The organism is Angustibacter sp. McL0619 (genome assembly GCF_049994355.1).
Lineage (GTDB): Bacteria > Actinomycetota > Actinomycetes > Actinomycetales > Angustibacteraceae > Angustibacter.
Genome location: NZ_CP188257.1, coordinates 2,718,822 through 2,736,896 on the forward strand (window position 1 = coordinate 2,718,822; position 18,075 = coordinate 2,736,896).

Sequence of the window (18,075 nt, forward strand, 5' to 3'; positions counted from 1 at the left end):
CCGTGTCGGATTCGCCTGTCGCCGCTCGTGGTGTAGGTGAGTGCGGACCACCGGGTCCACCACAGGAGAAGGAGAGCCGTCATGGCCGAGTACCTCATGTACTTCAACCAACAGTGGGTGGGCGATCACACCGAGGAGTGGTTCCGGGGACGGGGGCCGCTCGCAATGGCGGTTGTGGAGGAGATGAAGGCAGCCGGCGTGTACGTCTTCGCCGGGGGGTTGGAGGAGGAGGACGGCCCGGTCTACAGCGCCGACACCACGAGCGGCACCCTGATGATCACCGACGGACCGTACGTCGAGACCAAGGAGTTTCTGGGCGGGTTCGCCGTGGTGGACGTGGCCGACGACGAGGCCGCCAAGATGTGGGCGGGCAAGGTCGCGCAGGCGTGCGGCTGGCCCCACGAGGTTCGCCGCTTTAAGCCGCAACCCCGGGCCACATGACTCTTGCCTGAAGCGCACTCAACTGCCGCCGAGCTCTTGACCGGCCTACCGGCCCACTCTCGCTTGACCGGCCGTCGTCCCCTGCCCGGCGTACCTGCCCCGCGGGCCCAACCGGGCGAGACTTTCGAGACCAGTGGCGGCGGCGAGCCCCAGCAGCACGCCGAACGCGATCCCGATCATGGCCGCACCGGTGGTCAGCAACGACTCGAACCCGCTCACTCGGCTTGGCCCGAGGACCTGCGTCAGCCCGACCAGCCCTAGCGCACCGGGCACCAGCAGCCAGAAAGCAGGTAGGAAGCTGACCATGGTGGCCGGTCCGGAGGGCAAGGTGGCGACATACACCGCGACCGGGGTCATCAGCAGCGCGCCGGTGAAGGCGGAGAGTGCGCCGCCGAGCAGGAACCCGCCCAGCACCTGCCCTGCGTACGCGACGTACAGCACCAGCAGGATCCAGCCGGCGGCCCGCCGACGAGCGCAACGATGGACGACGACGCCGACGCCGAACACGGCGACACCGAGCCACGGCGCCAGGTCGTTGAGGGTGCTCGAGTCCGCACCACTGACCTGGATTGCCGGGGTCCCGACCAGCTGCGCCGCAACGAGGATCCCCAATGCGAGCAGGGTCAGTTGCATGAGGCCCGCAACGAGACGGCTCGCACCGGAGACCATTTGACCGGTGGCAAGCTCGATGACCGACGTCGTCAGCAGCGCACCGGGCAGGAACATGACCAGTGGAGCGATCAGGGGGGCCAGAACGCCGACGTCCAGACCGGTGCGGGGCAGCAGGAAGACAACGGTGGCGACGACGAACGCGGACAGGACCGGAACGAACACCTGATAGGCGAACGTCACCCTTCGGGTGGCGACCCGAGCAAGCCCGACTGCGGCGCCGAGGACGGCGGCAACGGCGAGGTCGATCGCCTTGCCTCCCAGGATGATCGCCAGGCCCACGGTGAGAACGACGTGGCCGACCACGGTGGCCGGCGTGGAGAACGGGGCACTGCTGGTGCTCGCGGCCTGCAACGCGGACAGGCCCTCGCGCGGCCCGAGCCGTCCGCGCGCGGCGGAATCGGCGACGGCGTACACCGCATCGACCTGGTCCAACCGCAGCGGTGAGACGCCGGCCACGGTGACCGATGTCAGCACCTCCCGCTCGCCGGGCAGCGACACGATCAGCGCGGTCGGCAGGACGACGATCCCGGTGGCACTGACGCCGTTGGTCTCCGCGACCCGGCGCAGCGTGTCCTGGATGTGCGTGACCGGGTCCCCGGAGTCAACCATCGCCTTGCCCAGGGCCGCCAGGAAGGCGACCGTCTCTTGCTGCGGGACGGACTCCGAATCGTTCCTGGTCGGCGACCCGGCCTCCGCTTGTCCGGGCGTGTCGGTCGCCACAGCCTCGCCACGGCGCACCTTCCGCGCCCGCCGACCCGAGACCGCGAGGATGAGCGCCGCCAGCGCCAGGACGGCCACGGCCACCACGATCGTGGCGGACGGCAGCGTCGAGGTGGCGGCCGCGGGTTGGCTGACACCGGTTCCCGGCGTGGGTTGTGCGCTCGCCGAAGGCCGCACGGAAGCGGTCGGGGTAACCCTTGTCGGGGTGCTTGACGTCGTCGCCGAGACCGTCGGCGTCGCGTCCGCTGTCGAGGTCGGCTCGGATGTCGTCGGGGTCGGGGTGCCGGACGCGGTCGGTGTGGCTGTTGGAGTTGGCGACTGCTCGCCCTGCGTCGGGCTCGGCGTGGCCGCCTGCGGCAACGCCAAGAGGGCAATAGCAGCTGCCGGACCCTGAGTCACCACAACGCCCTTCGATGCGTGGCTGCCGAGAGGGCGGTCGTCGCCTCCCCGTCCGCCACCGGGCGAGCTACGCCCGCCCGGTGGCTGACCGATCTAGGGGAGAGTCCCATCGCACCCCTCGTCAGTCCGAGGAGTCCTTGCCTTCCTGCTCGGCCTCCGCCTCCTTGGCGGCGGCCTTCAGGTCGCTGGCAGTCACACTGTCCACGGTCGACTCGACGATCGCCTCGGCAGCGGCCAGCGCGTTGCGGATCTTCACCGCGCCGGGGTCGGAGACCAAGGCCACGATGCCCGAGTGTCCCGGTGCGATGGCGTTCTCCAACCGGTCGGCGATCTCCTTGCGGTGATGCAGCTGGCGTGCCTTGCCGACAGCCGCACCGCCGACGCCGAGGGCTGCAGCACTGCCGATGATCGAAGGCGGGAAGATGACGCCCAGTACGGCCCCGCCGACCAGCCCCCAGGTCAGACCTCGCTTCGTGCTGTGGTCGGTGGCCCGGTGGATGTTCAGCTCGCCGTCGGCCCCACGCTCGACGACGACCACGCCCTCGACCTCGACGTGGCGGCCGTCTTCCATCTCCTTGAGGGCCTCGTACGCTTGCCATGCGGTCTCGGTGTCGGCGAAATCGGCGACGAAAAGGGTGTACGCGCCGTCGGAAACGATGGCGGCGGCCGCGCTCACGTCGGGGGTGTCGCTAGAACTGTTGTCACTCATGGTGTCTCCTCGTTCGAAGGAATGGATCGCACTGGCCACGCTGGCAGCCCCGGACACTGCCGGGTCGAAGGTTCAGGCGAGCGCCTTGGCCTTGAGCGCGTCGAACTCGGCCTGGGTGATGGTGCCCGAGTCCAGCAGCGACTTGGCGTTGGCGATCTGCTCCGTCGGACCTGACGGGGCGGCGACCTGCTTGATGTAGTCGTCCTGGGCGGCCCGGCGCCTCACGAGCTCGGCCATCTGGCGCTCGTTCATGCTCTTGCCCCGGGCGATCAGGTAGATCAGCGCACCGAGCCATGGCACGAAGATGAGCAGGATGGCCCAGCCGGCCTTGCCCCAGCCGCTCAGCGAGCTGTCGCTGAACATGTCGAAGAGGCAGCGGAACCACACCATCAGCGCGGCGATCCAGATGAAGAACCAGAAGCTCCAGAGCAGAACCTCGCCGAAGCTGGTGGTCATTGCGTCCATTTCATTCCCTCTCGTGTGCGTTGAAGATCTTCCTGCGGTGGCGGACCAGAACTGCCCCTCGTCGCGGTCGGTCGTCCAGCGAAGCCAGACAGCCGGCACCGCGGAATCGAGCAGCGTCGCCCTGGCCACGACCGAGCGGGCCGGTTCGCGTCACGTGCCCCCTCCCCTCGGGTCTGCCGGGACGACCGCCTCAACGATCATCGCTGACGCCGGGGGGCAAAGCCAGAGTCGGTCGGGGGGTTGACGTCGGTGCGTTAGTGCTCGCCGGACGCGGCCCAGACCGCCAGTCATACCTGCGACGCGAGACGGTCGAGAAGAAGGATCTGCGCGACGGTCATCGATTCGATCTCGACCGGGTCGACGCTCTCGTCGGAGGCGTGGATGCGTGCACCGGCAACGTCCTCAGGCCCCCACAGGATGAACTCGGCCCGGGGTGCGACGCCCTGCAGCGTCTTCAGGAGCGGGATTGAGCCACCCGAGCCGGCCTCGCCCACGGGCTTGCCGTAGGCGTCGGCCAGCGCGGCGCGTGCCGCTGCGTAGCCCGGACCGTCCGTAGCACACCGGAACGGCGGTGCCTCCTTCGTGCGTTCGACCGAGACCTGCGCGCCCCATGGCGCGTGGGACTCCAGATGCCGGACCAGCGCGTCCAGCTCAGCGACCGGGTCCGCACCTGGCACGATGCGCATCGAGATCTTCGCCGCGGCCTCGGGAATGAGCACGTTCGACGAGCCGGCGATCGACGTCATGTCCACGCCGATCGCCGATACGGAAGGCTGCGCCCACAAGGTGTCCGCAATCGACGGCACACCGACCACCTGCACGCCGTCCAGCAGGTCAGCACTGTCCGCGAACTCCTCGGCGGACATGTCGACGCCGTCCCAGCTGAACCTCGTGACGCCGTCGACCGCGACGTTGCCGTCGTCGTCCTGCAGTGTGGCAAGCAGGCGCGCCAGCGACATCATCGCGTCTGGGGCGGCGCCGCCGAACACGCCGGAGTGCAACGGGTGCTCAAGAGTGCGCACCGTCACGACGCAGGCCACGTCCCCGCGCAGCGTCGTGGTCAGGACCGGCTCACCGACGCGCAGGTTGCCCATGTCCGCGATGACGAACAGGTCGACGTCGAACAGCTCGGGGTGGCTCTCCACAAACACTTCGAGGTTGCTGTTCGTCTCCTCCATCCCCTCGACGATCAACCGCACAGTGCACGGCGGCTTGCCGTCGAAGGCGCGGAGCGTTCCCAGGTGCATCGCCAGACCGCCCTTGTCGTCAGCGATCCCGCGGCCGTAGATGCGCCCATCGTCCTTGCGGGTCGGCATCCACGGGTCGCTCGTCCAGCCCTGCTCCATCGGCGCCGGCTGAACGTCGTAGTGCGCGTACAGCATCACGACCGGCGAGCCGGGCGGCCCGGCGATCTCGCCGTACACCGGCCGGTAGCCGTCCGGTACGTCCATCAGTCGGGCGTTGGCGAAACCTGCGTCCCGGAACAGCTCAAGCGTGCGCTGCGCCATCTCCTCCACCGGCTCAGGCGGGTAGCCGGGGAAGGCCACGGACGCAACCTCAACCAAGGCCATCAGGTCGGTCAGCATCTGCGGCATCTGCTCGGCGACGCGCGTGCGGGCTTCTTCGATCTCCATCGTGTCCCTCTCAGCAACTGCTTGTGTCGGCGTTCAGGATGACCGGCTTGCGAGTCACTTCACGACGGCTGCGATCGCCAGGCCGACCGCGACCACGCTCACCCACGACACCAGCATCGGGATCGTGAACGAGTGCCAGACCGGGACCTGGCTCAGCTTGGTCGTCCCGGTCTTGTCGATGGCGACCGCGGCGATCTGCGAACCGTTCGCGGGGAACAACCAGACCCCGACCAGGGACGGCCACATCGCCGTGATGATCGCCGGTGACATGCCCGCGGCGAGGGCGATCGGGATCAGCGTGCGAGTGGTTGCGGACTGGCTCGTGGTCAACCCGCAGACCAGGAACAGCGCGACGGCCAGGAACAGCGGATGGTCCTTCACCACGGACCCCATCCACTCGATGATCTGCGGGTTGCCGGCGATGAACGTGTCCGCCATCCACGCGATGCCGAACAGGGCTATCGCCGCGACGATGCCTGCGGAGAGCAACGGCTGCTCGAGTACCTTCGCCGGGGCGATCCTGCCGACCAGCAAGATGATCAGCGCGACGGTGAACATGGCGAGCTCGATCACGACCGTCATGCTCAGCGGACCGGCGTCCTCACCGGTGCCGACAGTGGGCCGCAGGTCCTCGAACAGACCCATGATGACGATGAAGGCCACACCGGCCAGGAAGATCAGCGCACTGGTCCGCCCATGGGCTACGTCCGAGGCGACCTCGCTCGCGCTGCGCTCCTCCGTGACGATCGCGGAAGCCGGCCGACGCGCCGCAGCGGCCGCTGCGGCCGCGCGGGTCTCTGCCGGCAGCTCGGCCATCACCTGCTCCGGGACCTCGACCTCGCCCGCGGCAACCAGTCGCAGGTACTCGGGGTCGTCCTTCAGCTCGGCACCGATGCGCTGCTGCACAAGCGAGGTCGCGATGCACGCAACGATCGAGGCCGGGATGGTAATCATCAGGATGTCGGTCAGCGTGAAGTCGTCCGGCAGCAGCGTCAGATAGGCCGCCATCGCTGCCGACACCGGGCTCGCGGTGATGCCGAGCGCCGAAGTCACGGTCGATGACGCCAACGGGCGCTCGGGCCGGATGCCGTTGCGATACGCCGTCTCGTTGATGACCGGGATGAGCGCGAAGTAGATGTTCGACGTCCCCGCACCGACCGTGAAGACGAACGAAACCAGCGGCGCGACGATCGTGATCCGCTTGGGGTTGGCTCGGATGATCCGCGAGGCGATGGAGACCAGCCAGTCGATCCCACCCGCGGCCTGCATCGCCGACGAAGCGGTGATGACCGCGATGATGATGAAGAACGCGTCGACCGGCGGACTACCGGGATCCATCTGGAAGCCGAACACCAGCACGGCCGTACCGGCCACTCCCCACAGTCCGAGACCGATACCCCCCATGCGGACGCCGAGGAAAATCGCAGCGAGGACGACAAGACCCTCAAAGACAACGACCAGATCATCCATGGTGTCCCCCCTTCAACGTGACCGGTCGACGGCACTTGCGGGCTCACTGTCGTCCCATCGTGGGGCGAAATCAAGAGAACCATCGAACAGGGTCACTTCGCGCGGCGATAGTCGCAGAGGCAGTTGTCACCGTCGAGGCCGGCCGCTTCCTGAGCGGCGACCCATGGTCCATGATGGTCGTGGCTTTGCCCCCGCCCGAGGCAAACCTCCGGGTCGAACCAGAGCAGCTGGATGTGGTGGCTCCAATGATCTGTCGTCGGGTGATCCCTTGATCCCGCCCACCTTCGGGTTCGAGGGCCTGGTGTTCTGATGCCGCTCCTGCACGCCGCGACGGTGCGATGGCGCAGTCTGTCGTGGCGCCGAAAGGCGGCGTTCGCGGCGGGCGCGCTCGCCGTCCTGGTGTGCTGCGTCGCCGCGGTCCAGTACATGGCGACCGGCGACGGGATCACGTTCATCGATCCCAGTCATCCTGGACGGTCCTACCTGGCCGTCTTCGTCCTGGTGGCACTGGACGCCGTAATCCCCATCTTTCCCGGGGAGACGACCCTGAACGCGGCTTCGACGGCGGCCGCGCAGGGTCGGCTCGAGCTCTGGCCAATCGTGGTGATGGGTGCGTTGGGCGCGATCGCGGGTGACTCAGCGCTGTTCTGGCTGGCCCGCCGCTACTCGAGGAGGATCGAGCCCCAGGTCGACCGCGCTCGGGCCAATGCCAACGTCCGCCAGGCGCTGGACCTCATGGACTCCAGCGCACCCGCGCTGATCGTCGGTGGACGCTACGTGCCCGGCATGCGATTCGTGGTGAACGCCACGATGGGCCTGTCGCGAATCGCCTACCGTCGGTTCCTTCTCTGGTCAGTGCTGAGCGGTGTCCTGTGGAGTGTCTACACCTGCGCGATGGCCTATTGGATCGGCCTGAGCTTGGGAGAGTATCCGCTCGCCTCAGTCGTCGTCTCTGGACTGGTGACCACCGTCGCGCTGGCGATCGTGTTCCTCAGCATGCGACGTCACCGCCGAACCCTCGCCACCCGCGGGCGGACTGCACCCTGACGTCGGACATCCGGTCCGCACGTCGTCCACTGGCCGGCTGCTGCCGGCTACTCGGTGATCACCAGCGTGTGACGTCCCGGCGAGGTGGGCACGCTGACCTCGCTGCCGCGGTTGGTCTGCGTGACCTGGTAGCCGTCGACGACGTGTCCATCGAGCAGCACGGATGACGGTCGCACGCCGTGCGGCAACGTCTGGCCGATGACGATCTGGTATGCGCCGGTGCTGGCGGGAGCGTTGACCCGGGTCCGGTACGTAGCACCGACGTGAGTGGCGAGGACGTCCGCCGAGCCGGCGCCGAGCCTGATGTCACTGCCCTGGACGGTCCGCTGGCCGGCCGGTACCTGCGGGATGAAGGACAGCCGGCGCCGCCCCAGATCCGGCTGGACGCCGAGCCACTGGTGCACGACCGCCCAGGCCGTGCCGTAGTTGCCCCAGGCCTGCATGAACATGGACCGGCACGTCCAGCAGCGGTCGATGTTCGCGCCCTGGTCCGGCGAGGGGAAGATCTCCGGCATCGCGCCCGGCTGCTCGTCCGGCGTGCCGCCGGTCGCCGGCTCGGCGAACATCGTCTGCGCCAGCGCGTTGGTGTAGCGCTGCTGCTGGCCGGCACCGAGCCGGCCGTAGTTGCCCTCGGCGATCGACTGGATCGAGGTGGTCAGGCCGAAGATGACCTTCTCGCCAGTGCCGCTGGCGCCACCGCCGCAGGCGGTGTGGAACAGGCCGGGGTTGAACGGCGGGGTGCCGCTGAAGCAGTCGTTCTCGCGCCCGGCGGCCGCGGTGTCGCCGTGCTGGTAGGGGGCCAGGCCGGGTACCTCACGGCCGGCCACCCGCAGTTCGGCCTCCATCGGCGTCTGGCCGATCCAGTGCTTCTGGAAGCTCTGCATGTTGCCGGGGTCGTTCAGCGAGTCGGCGTACTGCTGCGCAGCGCCATCCCACCACGTGCTGTCGAACCGCTGCGCCAGCCCGTCGGCGAGCCGGCCGGCCCAGGTGGCGGTACCGGTGTCGTGCTTGGACGACGCCATGTCGGCCAGGTCGTAGAGACCCCGGATCAGGTACACGGTGTTGTCCAGCTTCTCCGGGCCCATCCCGGTGCGCTCGACGTTGCCAAGACCCTCCGGCCAGCCGTCGTGGTCGGCGTCCAGCTGGTTCACGACGTAGCGCAGGTTCCGAACGGTGAAGTTGTACATCTGGTCGCGGAAGCGGTTATCCCCGGTCCAGCGCCAGACCAGCGCGACGGCGCTCGGGAACTTCACCGTCTCGTCGGTGTTGAAGTCGTAGGCGGTGGTGCCGTCCGGGTTGGTCCGACGCGAGTCGTGGCCGAAGTAGACCGAGCCGTCCGAGACCACCTCGTGGGTGACGACGCCCGAGCGTTGGTTGAGCAGGTCAGAGACGTCGCGCAGCGCACGCAGATGGCCCTCGATCGACTCGAACTGCCCGACCGAGACCGCGGCGAACGACGTGTACTCCGCGTCGGTGCCGAACATCCACGGGTAGTCCGGGAAGCCCGCGCCGATCCAGGTCGCCTCAGGCACCGTGCCCAACGGCGCCGGGAACTGGGTGCCTTGGTTGGTCCAGCGAACCCGCAGGTTCTGCGCGCTCTGGGTGAGGTCGGCGAGGTTCTGCTTGCCCCAGTCGACCGCGGCCTGCAGCACCCGGTCCCCCGGCAGGGACAGTTTCGTCCTGCCGGCCAGCTGCTTGCGGGCGGCGACCTTCGCCGCGAGCGCGGCGTCGGGGTTGCGCAGCGTCTTGCGCAGCTCGTGCTGGGCTGCCGTCATCCCGTGGTCGGAGCCGGCGACAGCCAGCCACACGGTCTTCGAGGCGCCGGGCGCCAGCTTCACGGAGTAGGTCAGCTGGCCGCCGACACCGTGGCCGAACGGGCCGTCGTCGCATTGCGACGGCTTGGGGTCGGCGGGCGCGCCGGGTTCGGTCCCGGTGCAACGATGCCCCGGCTGCGGGCCCCAGAACCCGTCGCCGACCGCGCCCCAGTCAGGCTTGGCGGAGGTTCCGACGAGCGCCGCGTAGTGGTGCGTCGGCGTGCCTGGCAGGGCGCCGTCGTCGGTGAACGCGAGGTTCTGCCCGGTGAACTGGCCGTGGTCAGGCAGGTTGTCCGACGCATTCGGCGTCAGGCCACTGAAACCCCATGGGAACTGTCCCATCAGCTCGGAGCGGGCGTCGATTGACAGCTTCGCCGTCCGGGCTGCGCCGGGGTTGGTGATGGTCAGGCCGAACAGCGCGCCGCGCGAGCCGTCCGGCACGAAATCGGTGCGCCGGACCTGCAGGCCGCTGGTGTCGGGCAACGCGTACCGCGTGTAGCCCTGGCCGCTGGTGAAGGTCGTCGCCGGCCCGACCCACTGGTCGTCCAGCCCGAACCACACGCCGTCCAGGAGCTTCAGCGGCGGCGTCCACACACCGCCCATCTCGCCCGTGATGTGCCAGCCGTTCGCATAGAACCGGCCGTCCTCGAAGCCGATCGAGTAGGCCCGCGTGCCGGCGGCGACCTCGCGCCGATCTTGCAGCCGGCTGCTGGTCGACAGCTCCGGCCCGGACGGCGCAGGTCTGGCCGCCCCGGACGAGGCCGCGCTGGCCAGCCCCTGCCCCCAGATCGACATCGCGGCCATCACGAACACCGTGGCCGTCGTGGCCACGAACCTGCGAGACATGTGGCACTCCTTCATCAGCCGCGCAGCGGGCGAACCGGCGTCAATCCGGACAAACCTGCCGCCTTCGGCCGCACCTTCCCACAGGTGAGCCGGATTTGCGACCGCAACCACTGTCCGTGACCATCGAGGGTTACTCGGCACCCTCCACCACACCGGCATCGAGCCTCGGAATCCTTCGGGAATACGGGAACTGCCGAGCTGTGGCGTTGACCTAGCCGCATCGTTGCAGGGGTGGTTGCAGCGGACTGGTGGTGATCACCACCAGTCCGCTGCAACCACGGCGCGCAGACGACGACGCTGGGGCGCGGCCCGTGCGGGCCGCGCCCCAGCGCTGGGTGTTGCGGTCGGACCTCGTCAGCGGATTCGGACGCTGGCCTTCGCCGACTCGTACGTGCCCGCGGACGTGGCCACCACGGCGGCCAGGGTCACGCTGCTGCCGACCTTGTAAGCCTTGGTCGGCTTCAAGGTGAGACGACCGCCGGCGTCCAGGGTGCCCTTGGCGACCAGCGTGTGCTTGCCGGTGGAGGCGACGGTGTACAGCGACACCGTCGACTTCGGCGCGGCCGACGTCGTGGTGACCGCGGCGCTCAGGTGGCCGCTGCCGGTGGCTGCGACCTTGATCCCGACGGTCCGGTCGTCGTTGACGATCGTGCCGGTCGCCTTCGCGTCGGCGATAGAGCCGTAGCTGGCGCCGGACAACGAAACCGCGAAGGTCTCGTTGGCCTCGCGGACCTTGTCACCGACGACCTTCACCGAGATGGCGCCCGTGGTCTTCCCCTTGGGGATGGTCACGGTGCCGGTGCGAGTGACGTAGTCGCTGCCGCCCTTGGCGGTGCCCGACGTCGTGGCGAAGTTGACGTTGACGTCGTAGTCCGCCGGACCGTTGAGCGTGACCGGGAACACGGCGTTGACCGAGGAGTTGCCCTCGACGACGCGCGCGTCACCGATCGCGACCGTCGGCGGTACGACAGTCGGCTCCAGGTCGTACGACGTGCTGTTCAGCACAGAGCCGTTGCCCGCCGAGGCGGTCCCGATGACGACGTCGTCGAGGTAGTAGGCGCCGTTCATCTGCGACGTTCCGCCGCCGCCGACCTGGAAGGCGACGCCGCCACCGCCGGAGGGGTTCGCCACGATGGTGGCGTCCGGGTGCTCGGCGAGGAACGCCTTGAGGGTGACCGCGTTCTCCGGGCCGGTGTCACCCGAGCCGATGCTCCACTTGCCGGAGCCGGCGTCCCACTTCTGCCAGGTGCCCTGCGCCACGGTCTGCTGCCCGGCGTTGTTGCCAGGGTAGAAGTACATCCGCTCGTCGTCGTTCAGGTCACCGTTGGTGTCGATGTTGACCCGCAGGTACACCGGCTGCTGCGGGGTCGCGTTGTCGGCGTCCGGCTGCTGCAGCGTGCTGAACGTCAGCTTGCTCAGGTCCCGCACGAGCATGCCGTCCAGAGCCGAGGTGCGCAGGCGCTCGACCCGGTTCGGGTTGCTGTCGTTGTTGAGCTCGAAGCGCATGCTGCCCAGGCCGTGCGGCGCCGTGCCCGCACCGCGGACGAACGACTGGTGCAGAGCCAGCGGGGTGCCGCTCACGTAGTCGTACGCCTGCTGGTCCCAGCCCTGCAGGTGCCCGGGCTCGACGGTCAGCGCCTTGGCGGGCGCGGCCGTGGTGCCGTTCAGGCCCAGGTCGTAGAGCGTCGTGGACTCACGGACGCCGACGATGACCCGGTCGACGAAGTACTCGCCGTTGATCTGCGAGTCCCCGTTGCCGGAGAGCGCGCCACCGGTCAGCAGCCCCAGGCCGCCGCCGTTGGAGTAGGAGTCGGAGTGCTCCGAGACGATGGTCGCCGTGGGGTTGGCGGCGACGTAGTCGTCCCAGCTCACAGTGGCGTGCGGGCCGGCGTCGCCGTCCTCGCTGAGACGACCGTTACGCACGTCCCAGTTCTGCCAGACGCCGTTGTCGATCGGCTGCTGATCGGCGTTGTTGGCCGGGAAGAAGTACAGCTTGTGATCGCGCTCGCCATCGCCGTCGGTGTCGATCGCCAGTCGCATCGCGGACGGCTGCCGCGGGTCAGTGCCGGCCTTGGCCTGGGCGAACGTCGAGTACGCCAGCCGCGAGATGTCAGCCAGGTGGGTCTCGTCGAAGTCAGTGGTCCGGTAGATCTCGGCCTGCGCGGTGGACTCGCCGATGGTGATCTGGTGGCTACCGGTCCCGAACGGCGCGCGCCCCGGGCCCTGAACGTCGCTCTCGCGCGGGGTCAGGTGGCCGTTGCCGCCGCCGTCGAACGCCTCGAACGCCTGCGCCTTCCAGCTGCTGCCGTCGCGAACGGAGTCGGAGGGGGTCGCGGCCGCGAACGCGGAGCCGGCGCCGAGGCCAATGCCGGACACGGTCACAGCAGCTGCGATCGCAGCGCCGATGCCCGCCTTGTTGATGCACTTCACTTAGGTGTCTCCCGTAGTTCCTCAGCGCCGCCGAGTCGCGGCGCTCTTCTGGACTTCGGTGTTTGCGGGCAGACGCCCCTAGGGACCTATGTCACCTGATCCCCGCGGACTGTCACTGATTGCGTCGGCACCCGAAGTGACACCGCGTGGTGTCGCTAGCGCGGGTTGTCCATCGCCTCCGCCTGCAGGGCCATGGCTATCACCTGTGCCCGTCGCTGGACCCCGAGCTTGGCCATCAGCCGCGTGACGTAGTTGCGCACGGTTCCGTGTGCGAGCCGCAACCGTTCGGCGATCTCGGCATTTCTCAGCCCCTGCCCGATCAGCTCGAAGATCTCACGCTCCAGCGGCGTCAGGCTCGCAACTGGACCAGTCCCCCGCTCCCGCTCGCGCCGCAGCAATGCGCGCAGCACATCCGCCGGAGCGACCGTCTCGCCGCGGGCCGCCCTCAGCAGGGCGTCGTCGAAGCCCGCCTGGTCCAGGTACACCGTCGTCACGCCGGCGGCCCCCGCGTCCAGAGCCTCGGCGAGCAAGGTGACGTCGCACGTGCTGGAGAGCACCAGGGCACGCGTGCCCGGCAGCTGTGGGAGGAGCGTGCGGCACAGCTCTGTGCCGGAGGTGTCTGGCAGGAGCTGGGTGGGCAGGAGCAGGTCGATGGGCGTGTGCGGCACCAATGCAAGAGCCTGCGCACCGCTGGAGCACTGCCCGACGACTTCGAAGGCGTCTTCGGCGTCGAACACATCGACGAGGAGTTCGCGAATGGCTTCCGCATGTGAGACGAAGAAGAGTCTGATCGGATGGCCCACCACTGGAGTGTCCCACCGCCTGAGGCGCCACGAACATCCACAGATTCAGTTGAGCCTTCAACCGCGTCCCGTGATGATCGTCCGCTCATGGCTGGGACATGACCACTATCCGGGAGAAGATCGTCCGGAATGAGCTCTACAGTGCCGGGCATGACAGAGATCGGAACGGACTGGCGGGCGGTCGATGGCGTTGCGACAGCATGGTTCGACGCGCCTTCGCTGATCGCGGGGGCTGCGCTGGCCGGGCGCATCGTGGAGCTGTCGGCCGAGATCGTGGTCGACCTGCGCGCGACAGGCTTGCGGGTGCGCCTCGACTCAGACGAGCACGCCGAGGCGGTGTCGGCGGCCGCGCAGGATCTCGGGCTGCCGGCAAGCCCTGCCGTGCTGCAGCAGCTGAGCGTCGTGTTCGAATCCGCGAACCCGTCTGGGGTGAGGTGGTTCTGGCAGCGCGTGCTGGACTACGCGCCTGGGGAGGACGGCGGATTGGCGGATCCGTTGCACCGCGACCCCGCGATACGGATCCGGCAGTCGACCGAACCACGGCCGTTGCGAAACCGCATCCACCTCGACGTGGTGCGGCCGGCCGCGGCGGTCGAGCAGGCGAGTCTTGGTCAGGCATCGGGACCGTTCGGGGTCTGTCACACCGACCCCGACGGCAACGAGGTCGACCTGGTGCCGGGCGCGGCGCTCGGCGAGAGGATCGAGACTGCCGACTGGCGGGCGGTGTTCAGCGCGATGGCGTGCTACCGCATCACCTCGCCGACGCAGCAGCGTGACCTGGCCGCCGCAGCAGCGGCGCTGGCCGACGACACTGGCTTCCCGCTGCTGGTCGACCTGCGCCCCGGGCTCGTGATCATCGACAGCGGTAAGGACCAGTCGGAGGACGACGCCCACGGCCTCGAGCTCGACTTCACCGACCTCGCCGCAAACCTCCAGACCGCCGCCCGCGAACTAGGGGCCACTGCGGATCCGGGGCTGCCGCGCTTCGCTCAGCTCTTCCTCGACGCCGCCGACGTCGCCGCGGTCCGCGCGTTCTGGGTCGCCGCACTCGGATACAGCCACGACCGACGAGCCGGGGTCAGCGACATCCACGATCCACGGCGGCTGAACCCGGTGCTGCTGTTCCAAGAGCTCGACGCTTCGGAGGTGGAGCGGCGCCGGCAGCGCAACCGCATCTACTTCGAGCTCGCCGTGCCGTCGGACCTCGCGCAGACGCGCCTCGCCAGGACCGTCGCAGCCGGTGGCCGGCTCGTTGACGAGTCGGAGGATCGCTGGCGGGTCGCCGACCCCGAAGGCAACGAAATGGTGATCGTCAGTGGGGCACGCCACGCTTGAACGCCAGGGACGACGCGCCGCATGACGACGGTGATGGGTGCGCTGCCGCGTGGTGGCACCTGTTGCCACGCCTCACCCGGGACGGGCGAGGCGCTAAATCAAACGCGCGACCTACCATCCGAGAACGGGCCGCGAGTCCGGAACGGGCGCCAGCAGGCAATGGCACTCGGCGCGGCCCCCACGACTCGGCAACGGAGGCAGATGGTGGCACCTGAGCAGGCATCCCGCCCTGGCCTGAGCGTGGGTCCGACGAGCGAGTTCAGCCTCTTCTTTCGCGTCAAGCAGGGCGAAGGCCAGACCCTGCGGACGGCTCTGCGCGATCTTCAGGACACTCCCGGCTATCGGCCTGGGGACTACGACATGGCGGTCCAGTCGATCCACGAGGCGAGGTTCGTGCTGTTCGACGGCGACACCCGCCTGGCGTTCATCACCAGTTTTGACGGGCCGTGGGATGCCTACATGGAGGACTTCTTCACATCCGGGCCGACGCTGACCCTGTTCGACGTGATCTTCCGGCACACGGAAGGCTACGACGGACTGCCCGATCTGGCGGCGGTGAAGGACTTCGTCCTCAGCGCGGAGCAGACCGCAGCGGCCTACGCCCGCAACTACGGCGGCACAGTCAAGGAGATCCGCAAGGCGCAGCGGGTCAACGCCGCCTTCCAGCAGGTGCTCGACCATCCGGACGCAGCGCAGGCGCTCGAGCACCCCGCGTTGAGGCCCCTGCTCGACGAGGCAGCCGACTGACGCCTATGTCGGACCACATCTCCGGCCCTCGCGCCTTGGCGGACCCCATAGCGGACATCACAGATGTGTATGCCTTCCCCAGCCCGCAGAGCCCCGGACATCTCGTGCTGGTGATGAACACGCTTCCCTTTGCGCCACCGAACGCCTCGTTCTCGGACGGGCTGGTCTATCGCTTCAGGTTGCGCCCTGTTGCTGCGGCAAACGGCGATGACGGGTCGCTGCTGACCACCGCGGAGCAGGAGTTCGTGTTCGACTGCGTCTTCTCAGCACCAGCAGCGGAGCCGGCCGGCGGAGGCCAAGCTGCTCAGGAAGGTACGTGCACCACACCGGGAGGCCAGTCCGTCACGTTCCGGGTGAACGAGCCGGACGGCGTCGCCAGCCACGGGGTTCGCGCGTTCGCCGGCGTTCGCTGGGACCCGTTCATCATGGATGCTCCGGCCGCACTGAAGACCATCGCGACCGGCGAGCTGTCGTTCACCGATCCAAGCTCGATCTACCTTGACGGCAAGAACGTCCTCGGGCTCGTCCTGGAGGTCGACCTCGCGCTACTTCCAGGCGCCGACCTGGTCGCGGTGATCGCCGAGACGCTCACGCGCGGGACGATCAACGTCCGCATCGAACGGGTGGGGCGCCCGGAGGTCAAGAACATGATGCTCGCGCCCAAGCAGTTCGATGCAGTCAACCGGGACCTGGAGATCCGCGACCTCTACAACATGGAGGATGCCTTCGTGCTAGGCGAGACCTACCGCGGCGCCTACGTTGCGCGCCTGGACGCCAACCTGGCCTTCTGGGACGGGCTCGACGGCAAGACCGACTGGCCGGCCGGGGACGGGGGCCGTCACCCGCTGACCGACCTGGTGCTGGCGGACTTCCTGGTCGTCGACGTCACGAAGCCGTACGTCGAGCAGGGTTCGTTCCTCGAGATCGAGCTGGCCACCCGACGCGGGGAGCTGCACCGCACCTGCGGTGGCCGGACCCTGAACGACGACGTGATGGACACGATCTTCACCCAGCTGGTGAACGGCGGGGACGGCCCGGTCATCCGCGACGGAGTCGACCGCTCCAGCCGGCCGGCCTCGCTCACCTTCCCCTATCTGGCACCGCCGAACCCTGATCCGCCGGCGCTCCCGGCGCACCACTGACCCGCGGGATGCGCAGAGAAGGGATGTGACGTCGTGAGCGCGGAAGAGGGCGTCACGCTGGAACTGGACGACATCCAGAGCGGCGCGCTGCGCGAGCGGCCGTCGCCGTACATCGGCACCTACCTGATGCTGCGGATCGATGACGTGGTCGCGGGGCGCGAGCTTGTCCGACGGCTGCACGGCATCCTGGAGACCCAACGCGGGTCCGCCGAGCTCGCGGAGAGCACCTCGGTCACCGTGGGATTCACGCACCAGGGACTGAAGGTTTTGGGCGTGCCGCAGGCTTCGCTGGACTCCTTCGCACCCGAGTTCCGGGCCGGGATGGCGAGCCGCGCCGCAGAGCTGGGCGATGTCGGCGAGAGCAGCCCCGAGCGCTGGGAGCACCCGTTCGGCACCAGCGAGGTGCACGTGGCACTGGCGGTCCTGTCCCCCGATGAGGCGCGGCACCAGGAGGTCGTCGACCGGGCTCGCCAGGCCCACCAGGACCTGGTCGGGATCGAGGTCGTCTGGCGGCAGGACTGTTACCAGCTGCCGAACGGGCGGACCTCGTTCGGCTTCAAGGACGGGATCGGTCAGCCGGCCGTGGAAGGCAGCGGCCGACCCCCGCGGAACCGCCAGGAGCGCCCGCTGCGGGCAGGTGAGTTCATCCTCGGCTATCCCGACGAGACCGGGGAGCTGCCGCCGATGCCGACCCCGGACGTCCTCGGGCGCAACGGCACGTACGTGGTGCTGCGCAAGCTGCACACCCGGGTGGCGGCCTACCGACGCTACCTGAGCGAGCGCGCTGCCAACCGCACCCAGGAGGCGCTCCTCGGCGCCAAGATGGTGGGGCGCTGGCAAAGCGGTGCGCCACTCGCACTCACCCCGGACGTGGACGACGTCGAGCTGGGCGCGGACCCGGCCCGTAACAACGACTTCCGCTACGGCGACGACCCCCGTGGTTTCAAGTGCCCGGTCGGGGCCCACGCGCGACGAGCCAACCCGCGCGACGCCCTCGACCAGGACGGCAGTGTCGACGTCCGGCTCCACCGGATGATCCGGCGAGGAACGAGCTACGGGCCGATGCTCCCGGATGGCGTGCTCGAGGACGACGGGGTGGACCGAGGCATCATCTTCGTTTTCGCGGGAGCGCACCTCAAGCGGCAGTTCGAGTTCGTCAAGACCCAGTGGCTCAACGACGGCATCTTCATCGGCGCCCCGCAGGAGAAGGACCCGCTCGTGGGGGCCAACGACGGATCAGGCAGCTTCACCATCCCCCAGCGCCCGATCCGACGTCGGCTGCAGGAGCTGCCTCCGTTCGTCGTCACCCGGGGCGGCGAGTACCTCTTCGCCCCGGGACTGCGAGCGATGCGCTGGCTGTCAGAGCTCGATTCGTAGCACCGCACGCGGCGACAAGAACGG

General features: G+C 68.8%; 15 protein-coding genes. 7 read left to right on the forward strand and 8 right to left on the reverse strand.

From position 1 onward, the window contains the following. Positions 1 to 81 precede the first annotated feature (81 nt). A complete protein-coding gene (locus ACPPVT_RS12565) occupies positions 82 to 441 on the forward strand; it encodes a YciI family protein (protein ID WP_426560711.1) in 360 nt (119 codons plus the stop codon). 45 nt (positions 442 to 486) lie between these two features. On the opposite strand, the gene ACPPVT_RS12570 is transcribed toward ACPPVT_RS12565, so the two are convergent. Continuing rightward, positions 487 to 1,911, reverse strand: coding sequence for a threonine/serine ThrE exporter family protein (locus ACPPVT_RS12570; protein ID WP_426560713.1), 1,425 nt, complete (start codon positions 1,909 to 1,911; stop codon positions 487 to 489). On the opposite strand from ACPPVT_RS12570, the gene ACPPVT_RS12575 reads away from it, so the two are divergent. Continuing rightward, positions 1,883 to 2,227: a hypothetical protein gene (locus ACPPVT_RS12575; protein WP_426560715.1), complete on the forward strand. Its 345-nt coding sequence runs from the start codon at positions 1,883 to 1,885 to the stop codon at positions 2,225 to 2,227. The genes ACPPVT_RS12570 and ACPPVT_RS12575 overlap by 29 nt on opposite strands. Before the next feature lie 126 nt (positions 2,228 to 2,353). Here the strand turns inward: ACPPVT_RS12575 and ACPPVT_RS12580 are convergent, their stop codons facing one another. From ACPPVT_RS12580 to ACPPVT_RS12595, 4 genes are all read right to left on the reverse strand, one after another. Then, positions 2,354 to 2,908: a DUF1269 domain-containing protein gene (locus ACPPVT_RS12580; protein ID WP_426560717.1), complete on the reverse strand. Its 555-nt coding sequence runs from the start codon at positions 2,906 to 2,908 to the stop codon at positions 2,354 to 2,356. Positions 2,909 to 3,013: 105 nt separating this feature from the next. Beyond that, positions 3,014 to 3,406, reverse strand: a complete 393-nt coding sequence (locus ACPPVT_RS12585) for an SHOCT domain-containing protein (RefSeq protein ID WP_426560719.1) — start codon at positions 3,404 to 3,406, stop codon at positions 3,014 to 3,016. A gap of 287 nt (positions 3,407 to 3,693) precedes the next feature. Further along, positions 3,694 to 5,040, reverse strand: coding sequence for a M20/M25/M40 family metallo-hydrolase (locus ACPPVT_RS12590; RefSeq protein WP_426560721.1), 1,347 nt, complete (start codon positions 5,038 to 5,040; stop codon positions 3,694 to 3,696). 54 nt (positions 5,041 to 5,094) lie between these two features. After that, the gene (locus tag ACPPVT_RS12595; protein WP_426560723.1) at positions 5,095 to 6,510 is read right to left on the reverse strand and encodes an anaerobic C4-dicarboxylate transporter family protein; all 1,416 of its coding nucleotides are present in this window, start codon (positions 6,508 to 6,510) and stop codon (positions 5,095 to 5,097) included. 309 nt (positions 6,511 to 6,819) lie between these two features. On the opposite strand from ACPPVT_RS12595, the gene ACPPVT_RS12600 reads away from it, so the two are divergent. Then, positions 6,820 to 7,557 carry a DedA family protein gene (locus ACPPVT_RS12600; protein WP_426560725.1) on the forward strand — a complete coding sequence of 246 codons (738 nt, stop codon included), beginning with the start codon at positions 6,820 to 6,822 and terminating at the stop codon, positions 7,555 to 7,557. Between the two features lie 47 nt (positions 7,558 to 7,604). On the opposite strand, the gene ACPPVT_RS12605 is transcribed toward ACPPVT_RS12600, so the two are convergent. The 3 genes from ACPPVT_RS12605 to ACPPVT_RS12615 form a co-directional block, all read right to left on the reverse strand. Further along, positions 7,605 to 10,217: a glycogen debranching protein gene (locus tag ACPPVT_RS12605; protein ID WP_426560727.1), complete on the reverse strand. Its 2,613-nt coding sequence runs from the start codon at positions 10,215 to 10,217 to the stop codon at positions 7,605 to 7,607. Between the two features lie 354 nt (positions 10,218 to 10,571). Then, on the reverse strand, positions 10,572 to 12,647 hold the full coding sequence (locus tag ACPPVT_RS12610; RefSeq protein WP_426560729.1) for a Calx-beta domain-containing protein: 2,076 nt from the start codon (positions 12,645 to 12,647) through the stop codon (positions 10,572 to 10,574). Positions 12,648 to 12,802: 155 nt separating this feature from the next. Continuing rightward, the gene (locus ACPPVT_RS12615; protein WP_426560731.1) at positions 12,803 to 13,450 is read right to left on the reverse strand and encodes a LuxR C-terminal-related transcriptional regulator; all 648 of its coding nucleotides are present in this window, start codon (positions 13,448 to 13,450) and stop codon (positions 12,803 to 12,805) included. A gap of 150 nt (positions 13,451 to 13,600) precedes the next feature. Here ACPPVT_RS12615 and ACPPVT_RS12620 point away from each other — a divergent pair, with 150 nt between their 5' ends. From ACPPVT_RS12620 to ACPPVT_RS12635, 4 genes are all read left to right on the forward strand, one after another. Beyond that, positions 13,601 to 14,785, forward strand: coding sequence for a VOC family protein (locus ACPPVT_RS12620; protein ID WP_426560733.1), 1,185 nt, complete (start codon positions 13,601 to 13,603; stop codon positions 14,783 to 14,785). A 159-nt stretch (positions 14,786 to 14,944) separates the two neighbouring features. Beyond that, the gene (locus ACPPVT_RS12625; RefSeq protein ID WP_426560735.1) at positions 14,945 to 15,532 is read left to right on the forward strand and encodes a hypothetical protein; all 588 of its coding nucleotides are present in this window, start codon (positions 14,945 to 14,947) and stop codon (positions 15,530 to 15,532) included. 5 nt (positions 15,533 to 15,537) lie between these two features. After that, positions 15,538 to 16,674 carry a DUF4331 family protein gene (locus ACPPVT_RS12630; RefSeq protein ID WP_426560737.1) on the forward strand — a complete coding sequence of 379 codons (1,137 nt, stop codon included), beginning with the start codon at positions 15,538 to 15,540 and terminating at the stop codon, positions 16,672 to 16,674. A gap of 33 nt (positions 16,675 to 16,707) precedes the next feature. Further along, positions 16,708 to 18,051, forward strand: coding sequence for a Dyp-type peroxidase (locus ACPPVT_RS12635; RefSeq protein WP_426560739.1), 1,344 nt, complete (start codon positions 16,708 to 16,710; stop codon positions 18,049 to 18,051). Positions 18,052 to 18,075 lie beyond the last annotated feature (24 nt).

Excerpts from the sequence above, each read along its gene's own strand:
- ACPPVT_RS12600 (WP_426560725.1), top strand. The coding sequence starts at position 6,820 with ATGCCGCTCCTGCACGCCGCGACGGTGCGATGGCGCAGTCTGTCGTGG.
- ACPPVT_RS12565 (WP_426560711.1), top strand. The coding sequence starts at position 82 with ATGGCCGAGTACCTCATGTACTTCAACCAACAGTGGGTGGGCGATCAC.
- ACPPVT_RS12585 (WP_426560719.1), bottom strand. The coding sequence starts at position 3,406 with ATGGACGCAATGACCACCAGCTTCGGCGAGGTTCTGCTCTGGAGCTTC.
- ACPPVT_RS12625 (WP_426560735.1), top strand. The coding sequence starts at position 14,945 with ATGGCACTCGGCGCGGCCCCCACGACTCGGCAACGGAGGCAGATGGTG.
- ACPPVT_RS12575 (WP_426560715.1), top strand. The coding sequence starts at position 1,883 with ATGAGCGCCGCCAGCGCCAGGACGGCCACGGCCACCACGATCGTGGCG.
- ACPPVT_RS12620 (WP_426560733.1), top strand. The coding sequence starts at position 13,601 with ATGACAGAGATCGGAACGGACTGGCGGGCGGTCGATGGCGTTGCGACA.
- ACPPVT_RS12595 (WP_426560723.1), bottom strand. The coding sequence starts at position 6,510 with ATGGATGATCTGGTCGTTGTCTTTGAGGGTCTTGTCGTCCTCGCTGCG.
- ACPPVT_RS12605 (WP_426560727.1), bottom strand. The coding sequence starts at position 10,217 with ATGTCTCGCAGGTTCGTGGCCACGACGGCCACGGTGTTCGTGATGGCC.
- ACPPVT_RS12590 (WP_426560721.1), bottom strand. The coding sequence starts at position 5,040 with ATGGAGATCGAAGAAGCCCGCACGCGCGTCGCCGAGCAGATGCCGCAG.
- ACPPVT_RS12630 (WP_426560737.1), top strand. The coding sequence starts at position 15,538 with ATGTCGGACCACATCTCCGGCCCTCGCGCCTTGGCGGACCCCATAGCG.